The organism is Rhodococcus sp. BS-15, from assembly GCF_000813105.1.
Taxonomy (GTDB): Bacteria; Actinomycetota; Actinomycetes; order Mycobacteriales; family Mycobacteriaceae; genus Rhodococcoides.
Window position 1 is genome coordinate 1 of record NZ_BAOX01000234.1, and the last position, 7,781, is coordinate 7,781.

At 65.3% G+C, this 7,781-nt stretch carries 3 protein-coding genes and 3 pseudogenes; 1 reads left to right on the forward strand and 5 read right to left on the reverse strand.

Annotated elements, in window-relative coordinates:
- Positions 1–216: 216 nt before the first annotated feature.
- From RHBS_RS20795 to ftsY, 4 genes and pseudogenes are all read right to left on the reverse strand, one after another.
- Entirely contained in the window at positions 217–2,748 is a 2,532-nt protein-coding gene (locus RHBS_RS20795) for a [protein-PII] uridylyltransferase (RefSeq protein ID WP_121872490.1), read from the reverse strand.
- Complete coding sequence (locus RHBS_RS20800; RefSeq protein WP_019664269.1) at positions 2,738–3,076, reverse strand: P-II family nitrogen regulator; 339 nt, start codon at positions 3,074–3,076, stop codon at positions 2,738–2,740. The genes RHBS_RS20795 and RHBS_RS20800 overlap by 11 nt, the downstream gene beginning before the upstream one ends.
- Before the next feature lie 72 nt (positions 3,077–3,148).
- Positions 3,149–4,453: an ammonium transporter gene (locus tag RHBS_RS20805; RefSeq protein ID WP_374700637.1), complete on the reverse strand. Its 1,305-nt coding sequence runs from the start codon at positions 4,451–4,453 to the stop codon at positions 3,149–3,151.
- A gap of 187 nt (positions 4,454–4,640) precedes the next feature.
- Positions 4,641–6,046: pseudogene (gene ftsY, locus RHBS_RS20810) on the reverse strand (signal recognition particle-docking protein FtsY).
- Positions 6,047–6,142: 96 nt separating this feature from the next.
- Between ftsY and RHBS_RS32365 the strand changes: the two are divergent.
- Positions 6,143–6,774 (forward strand): annotated as a pseudogene (locus RHBS_RS32365) (pyridoxamine 5'-phosphate oxidase family protein).
- A gap of 16 nt (positions 6,775–6,790) precedes the next feature.
- Here RHBS_RS32365 and RHBS_RS20820 read toward each other — a convergent pair.
- A pseudogene (locus RHBS_RS20820) lies at positions 6,791–7,781 on the reverse strand (AAA family ATPase); the annotation flags it as partial.

Consider the following 7,781-nt stretch of genomic DNA (forward strand, 5'->3'; position numbering starts at 1 on the left):
CAGGAGTGGAGCCTGCAGGAACGACTTTGTTCGAGCAGTGTGGAGCCTGCCGAACGACGTGGTTCGGGCAGTGCGGAGCGTGCAGGAACGGATGAGAGTGTCGTTTCTGCGTTGGGGACGAATGTAACAAATCGGCATCGGCGGCAGGCCCGTCGGCCGGAAGTTCGTGAAAAGTCACCAGCGCGAGTCGGTCTGCTCTCGCATTCCGACTCGCGGTCAGGTGCCTTCCGGCTTTTCCGGGGGCTTGGGCGGTTCCGGGGCGGGTACGACCGCGAGGATCGCTCGCTCGAGGTCTTCGCGGACCGCCCTGCTGTCTGCTCCCGCCAAGTCGATGCAGAAGGAGTCGACCACCGAGCTGCCCAGGGTCGAGACGCGGGCCCACCGGATGTCCGATCCCTGCTGCTCGATTGCACTGGCCAATCGGCAGAGCAGACCGAGCCGGTCCTCTGCTCGTAGTTCGAGTACTACCTGACCTGGTTCGTTGTCGTCGAACCACAGCACGCGAGGCGGAGCTTGAGCGTAGAGAACCGGGACTGCCGAATCCTCTGCGTCGTCCTCGACGGCTTCGGCTCTGGCATCGCGTTCCTTGGCGTCGAGCACGGCGACGAGGTCGAGTTCGCCAGCCTGAGCCCGGATTATTTCCTGCCGCAGCAGACCGGCCTGTGGCGGGGCTCCGAACAGCGGCGCGACGTCGAACGAGTTGATCGCCGACCCCTCGTGACTGCCGAGGGAGGCCGAGAGCACACGCAGCGAATGCAGTGCGAGTACTCCCGCGGCGTCGGAGAGCAGCCCGGGCGTGTCGGGGGCGATGACGGTGACGACGAAGGTGTGCAGCCCGTCGGTCGGCGCGATGTCGACGTGGACGCCTCCCCGCGCTGCGAGTTCGATGTGTGCCGGGTCGAGTGGATCCGGGGAGGGAAGGCTCTCTCCCGCCATCACCAATCGACAGCGACGCACGAGCTCACGGATGAGCGAGGCCTTCCAATCGCCCCACACCCCGGGGCCGGTGGCGAGCGAGTCCGCCTCTGCCAGTGCGTGAAGCAGCTCGAGGAGAATGGTGTCGGCACCGAGGGCGTCGACGACGGTTTGCACGGTTGCGGGGTCGTCGAGGTCGCGTCTGGTGGCGGTCTCCGGCAGCAGCAGGTGGTATCTCACCATCGCCGTCAGCAGTGCCACGTCGGACGGCCACAGTCCGAGCCTGTTGCCGATCTGGATGGCCAGATCGGCGCCGACGACGCTGTGGTCGCCGCCGCGTCCTTTGCCGATGTCGTGTATCAGCGCGCCGAGCACCAACAGGTCCGGGCGCGCAACTCGGGTGGTCAATGCGCTTGCGTAGGCGGCAGTTTCGACCAGATGACGATCGACTGTCCACGTGTGCACGGCGTCTCGCGGCGGTAGATCGCGTACCGCGCCCCACTCAGGAATGAGCCTGCCCCACAGTCCGGTTCGGTCGAGCGCTTCGATGGCCGAAATGGCTTTGCGACCCGATCCGAGCAACACGAGCAGATCGTTGAGGGCTTCCTTGGGCCACGGCTCCCGAAGCTCGGGCGCACTGTCGGACAGCCGGTTCAAGGTCGAGGCAGACATCGGCATGCCGGTCTGCGCCGAGGCAGCGGCGACGCGCATGATCAGGCCGGGGTCCTTGTTCGGTCGAGCGTCGCGGGCGAGAACGACCTCGCCGCCGTGTTCGACGACACCTTCGTCCAGTGGCCGCCGGACCGGAACTCGACGCAGTCGCGAAAGGCCACGTCTGGGAAGCGAATTGCCGGCAGTGCGCAGCCCGACGTCGACCGAGTAGCTGATGGTGCGGGCCGAATCGCTCAGTACGCGAGCGAGATCGAAGCGGTCACCGATTCGCAGCGCGGCCCCGATCTCGTCGGCATCCTGTGCCCGCAGTTGATCTCGTGCTCGACCGGCGACGCGGTGCAGTTCGGTGCGCACGTCCAACAGACGGCCGTGCGCGAACGCCAAACCGCCACCGGGCGATTCGGGTCCGAGCCCGGGCATACCGTCGGTCAACTGCGCAATGGAGAGAGCGTCGAGCAACTGGACGTCGCGCAGTCCCCCGCGGCCGCTCTTGAGATCGGGTTCGGCGCGGTGTGCGATCTCACCGCTGCGCGACCACCGCCCGCGGGTCTGCTCGATCAGCTCGTCGAAACGCCCTCGAATACCGTTGCGCCACTGGCGACGTACGCCGCCGATGAGGAGATTGCTCAATTCGACGTCACCGGCGATGTGACGCGCCTCCAGCATTCCGAGCGATGCCGTCATGTCGGCTGCAGCGACCTGCAGAGCCTGCGGCACCGTTCGCACGCTGTGGTCGAGCTTGATGTGTGCGTCCCACAGCGGGTACCAGAGCTTGTCGGCGACATCGGAGACGATGCGTGGGTCGAGATCGTCGTGCAGCAGTATCAGGTCCAGATCCGAATACGGCAGCAGTTCACGACGAGCGAGACCGCCGACGGCGACGATCGCGAAACCGGAGTCCGGTTTGATCCCGAGCTCGGCACCTTTGGTGGTCAGCCAGAACTCGTGGAGATCGACCAGAGCCTGCCGCAGCGAGGGTGCATCGAGGCGACGATTGCGTGTTCCGCCGTCGAGTAGTTGTTTTCTGGCCCGAGCGAGATCTGCTGCAGCATCGCTCGTGCCCTTCGATGCGGAGCCCGTGGAGACCGAAGGCCCCGACCCTGACGCTTTCGCGCCAGAACCGGGGCCCACGGCCCGAGACCCTTTGGGGTCAGAGTGCATCAGCGCCACGTTCTCCGGTGCGCACTCGGATGACCGAGTCGACCGGGGAAACCCAGACCTTGCCGTCACCGATCTTGCCCGTGCGAGCGGCCTCGACGATGACCTCGACGACCTTCTCCACAGCGGCGTCGTCGACGACTACCTCGACACGGACCTTCGGGACGAAGTCGACCGAGTACTCAGCACCTCGGTACACCTCGGTGTGGCCCTTCTGGCGGCCGTAACCCTGAACTTCACTGACTGTCATTCCGAGTACGCCGGCCTGCTCCAGCCCCGTCTTGACGTCCTCCAGGGTGAACGGTTTGACGATTGCCGTGATCAGCTTCATTTTTGCTTCCCTTCACAAGACCTCGAGTGCCCGTTGTCGTACGGTGCAGCGTTCACGTCTATCTCTACCTTGTCAGGCGAAATCATATGCAGTCTCGGCGTGCTCGGCTTCGTCGATGCCGTTGGCCTCCTCCTCGTCCGATACGCGCCAGCCGAGAGGCTTGAGCGCAAACGCGACGACCGCGGTGACGATGGCGGTGAAGACCAGGGCGAACAGTGCGATGACGATCTGCACGACGAGCTGCTTGTAGTCGCCGCCGTAGAACAGGCCGGTCTCGGATGCGAGGAAGCCGATTCCGATCGTTCCCCACAGGCCTGCGACGAGGTGAACGCCCACGACGTCGAGCGAGTCGTCGTAGCCGAACTTGAACTTCAGTCCGACAGCAAGTGCGGAGAGCACACCGGCGATGACGCCGAGGATCATGGCACCGACCGGCGTGAGCGTGCCTGCGGCCGGGGTGATGGCGACCAGACCTGCGACGATGCCCGAGGCAGCGCCGAGGCTCGTGGCGTGTCCGTCACGAATGCGCTCGGTGATGAGCCAGCCCACGATCGCGGCTGCCGTGGCTGCGGTGGTGTTGACCCAGGCCACACCGGCGATGCCGTCGGCGGCGAAGGCGGAACCTGCGTTGAACCCGAACCAGCCGAACCAGAGCAGGGCTGCGCCGAGCATGACGAACGGGAGGTTGTGCGGGCGGTAGGCGACCTTGCCGAAGCCGGCGCGCTTGCCGATGATGATCGCCAGAATCAGGCCTGCGATACCGGCGTTGATGTGCACCACGGTGCCACCTGCGAAGTCGATCGGAGCGACGCTGGCGACGAGTCCACCGTCACCGTCGTCGGTGGTTCCGAAGATCATTGCCGCCAGGCCGTTCTCGGATCCGGAGAGCAGTCCGCCACCCCAGACCATGTGGGCCATCGGGAAGTAGGCGAGGGTGACCCAGATGCCGGAGAAGGCGAGCCAGGTGCCGTACTTGACGCGACCGGCGATCGAGCCGCTGATCAGTGCCACCGTGATGATGGCGAAGGTGACCTGGAATGCCACATCGATGATGTTGGCGTAGCCCCAAGCGCCGACGATGTAGTTACCGTCCGCATCGGTGATCGAATCCTTGAGTCCGAAGAACTCGAACGGGTTGGCGAAGACACCGCCGATGTCCTGGGTTCCGTAGGACATGGACCAGCCCCACAGGAAATAGATGATCGAGACGACAGCCATCGCTCCGAACGACATCATCATCATGTTCAACACGGACTTCGACTGCGACATACCGCCGTAGAAGAACGCCAAGCCCGGCGTCATCAGCAGTACCAGCGATGCTGCCATCAGCATCCACGCGGCGTTGCCGGAGTTGGCCAACATATCCTCGGGACTCACGTACACCCTCCATTCTCCTGCACACCGGTTGGCGCGCCGTTACGCAAGAAGAGTGGTTTCACGAGGTTTCATCCGTGACACTCGCGTGTTTCGGATATGTGAACGCATGACCGAATTCTGTTGCAAAAAGGTTTCGTGCTGGCGTTTGTGCTTTTGCCCCGGTTTGCGAACTACTCGAGAGTCAGCATCAGCCGAGCAGTGCGTCGACGAAAGCCCCGGGCTCGAACGGTGCCAGATCGTCGGCACCTTCACCGAGACCGACGAGCTTGACGGGCACTCCGAGCTCACGCTGCACCTGAAAAACGATGCCACCCTTCGCGGTTCCGTCGAGCTTGGTCAGAACGACTCCCGTGATGTTCACGATCTCGGCGAAGACACGGGCCTGCGTCAGTCCGTTCTGGCCCACGGTTGCGTCGAGAACGAGCAGAACGTCGTCGACGTGGGCCCGCTTCTCGATGACTCGCTTGACCTTGCTCAGTTCGTCCATCAGACCCGATTTGGTGTGCAACCGTCCCGCGGTGTCGATCAGAACCACGTCGACGCCGTTCTCGATTCCCTTGCTCACCGCGTCGAAGGCGACAGCGGCCGGATCCGCGGCCTCCTTGCCGCGGACCACCTCGGCACCCACTCGCTCGGCCCAGGTCTGCAACTGATCGGCCGCAGCTGCGCGGAACGTGTCGGCGGCACCGAGCAACACCCGCCGCCCGTCCGCGACCAGCACGCGAGCCAGTTTGCCCGTGGTCGTCGTCTTGCCGGTGCCGTTGACTCCGACCACCAGCAACACAGCGGGTGCGCCGTCGTGGGGAAGAGCACGAATCGACCGGTCGAACTCGGGGTGCAGCTGCGCCACGAGGATCTCGCGCAGCAGAGCTCTGGCGTCGGCTTCGGTGCGAATACTGCGCGCCGCCATCTGCTCACGCAGCGTGCGCATGATCTCTGCGGTGGTCGCCGAACCGATATCGGCGATCAGCAGGGTGTCCTCGACCTCTTCCCACGAGTCCTCGTCCAGGTCACCGCCGCCGAGCAGGCCCAGCAGGCTCTTGCCCACCGCGGACTGAGATCGTGCAAGCCGGCCACGGAGACGGTCGAGCCGTCCCTCGGTCGGGTCGATGGTGTCCAAGCGGCGAGGCGCAGGAGCAACGGTGTCGGCTACCGGAGGCTCGGGCGCAACAGGCTCGGCGACGGTGACATCGGTCGCCGGGGCCTCGGGTTCGAGCACTTCCGGCTCGATCCAGACGGTCTCCGATTCGACCGGTTCAGGCGTGGGAACCACCGGCGGCGGCTCGACCGGAGTGGAGTCGACGGGGATGTTCTCGACCGGCTCGGCCTCGATCGGCTTCGGCTCGGCCGGCTTGGGGGCCTTCGGGACTACGGGCTCGGCCGTCGCCGTTCCCTGACTGAAGGAGAAACCGCTGCCCGCGGTGTAGCCACCGGATCTGTCCTTGGCAGCCGCGTCCTCGATTCGCGGTGCCTCGTCCGACTTGAGGGACACTCTCCGGCGACGGGAAAGCACCAGCCGACGACGAGGACGACGAGCAGGACGGCAGCGATCGCCGCGACGATGATCCACGCTTGGTTACTCACGTAGAACATCCTCTCAGGCGATCGCGGCAGATCGTCACCGGTGGTGCACCGACCGTGAAAAATGCGCTTCCCGCCCGGGAGTCGGTGTCGATAGCATTCACGGTCATGGAGTGGACCACGGTGCGCGACGCCGCAGAACTGACCGAGATATTCGGCGAGCCGAGCTTTCGAGCCGCCAACAAGGACCGACGCGCGCTGCACCCACTGGACGTGCAGTGGCTCGCTGCATCACCGTTCTGCCTCCTCGGGACCTCCGACGCGAGCGGGCGATGCGACGTCTCTCCCAAGGGCGATCCGCCCGGCAGTCTGGTGCACGTCCTCGACGACGCCACGATCGCTCTCGCCGAGCGGCCGGGCAACCGCCGGATGGACGGCTATCGCAACATTCTCGAGAACCCGTTCGTCGGCTGAACTTCTTCGTACCCGGCCGCGGCGACACCCTCCGCATCAACGGTCGAGCCTCCCTGGTCACCGACGCCCCGTTCTTCGACGAGCTCCGAGTCAAGGGTCATCGCCCGATCATGTGCCTCGTCGTCGACATCGAGGAGGTGTTCCACCACTGTGCGAAGGCGTTCATGCGATCCAAGCTGTGGCAGCCCGAGACCTGGGATGCCGATGCCCTCCCCGACGTCGCCGCGCTGACGAAGGCGTTGATTCCGCAGGCACCCGAGACGGTGGAGGAACTGCGCGAGTACTACGGGCCGTCCTACGCCGAGCAGCTCTACCCGCAGCAGTAGCCACGAAGGACGAATCTCAGGAGACGGTGTCGGGCTCGACGACAGGTGCCGCGCCCGACTCGGGCGTTTCCGGCTCGGCTGTTTCCGGCTCGGCTGTATCCGGCTGCAGTGCGTCCACTGCGACACGTTCTCGGTTCAACCGCTGCGAGATGACGGTGGTGATGCCGTCGCCGCGCATGCTGACGCCGTACAGCGCATCGGCCACTTCCATCGTCGGCTTCTGGTGGGTGATGACGATCAACTGCGACTTCTCGCGGAGCTGCTCGAACAGTCCGATCAGTCGACGCAGGTTGGTGTCGTCCAGTGCAGCCTCGACCTCGTCCATGACGTAGAACGGTGACGGTCGGGCGCGGAAGATGGCCACCAGCATGGCCACCGCGGTCAGCGACTTCTCGCCACCGGAGAGCAGCGAGAGCCGCTTGACCTTCTTGCCGGGCGGGCGTGCCTCGACCTCGATTCCGGTGGTGAGCATGTCCGACGGGTCGGTCAGGATCAGTCGTCCTTCGCCGCCGGGAAAGAGCTTGGCGAACACTCCGGTGAATTCCCGTTCGACGTCGAGCCAGGCCTCGGTGAAGACCTGCAGAATCCGCTCGTCGACGTCGGCGACCACGCCGAGCAGATCCTTGCGCGCGGACTTGACGTCTTCGAGCTGAGTGGAAAGGAAGTTGTAGCGCTCCTCGAGGGCAGCGAACTCCTCGAGGGCCAGCGGGTTCACCTTGCCGAGGGTGGCGAGGTCACGCTCGGCGCGTTTGGCGCGCTGCTCCTGCGTGGCGCGGTCGAACGGCATCGGGGCCGGTGCCACCACCTGCTCGCCCCGCTCCTTTGCCGCCTCGTACTCGGCCATCTCGAGTTCGGTGGGCGGCAGGGCCACATCGGCCCGTACTCGGCCACCAGATCGTCGAGGCCGATGCCGTGCTGCTCCAGAATCGTCGTCTCGAGTTGTTCGATCCGCAGTGCGGCCTGTGCGCGGGCCACTTCGTCCCGGTGCACGGCGTCGGTGATCGACG

Coding starts and splice junctions, on each gene's coding strand:
- RHBS_RS20795 (WP_121872490.1), bottom strand. CDS start 2,748: ATGCACTCTGACCCCAAAGGGTCTCGGGCCGTGGGCCCCGGTTCTGGC.
- RHBS_RS20800 (WP_019664269.1), bottom strand. CDS start 3,076: ATGAAGCTGATCACGGCAATCGTCAAACCGTTCACCCTGGAGGACGTC.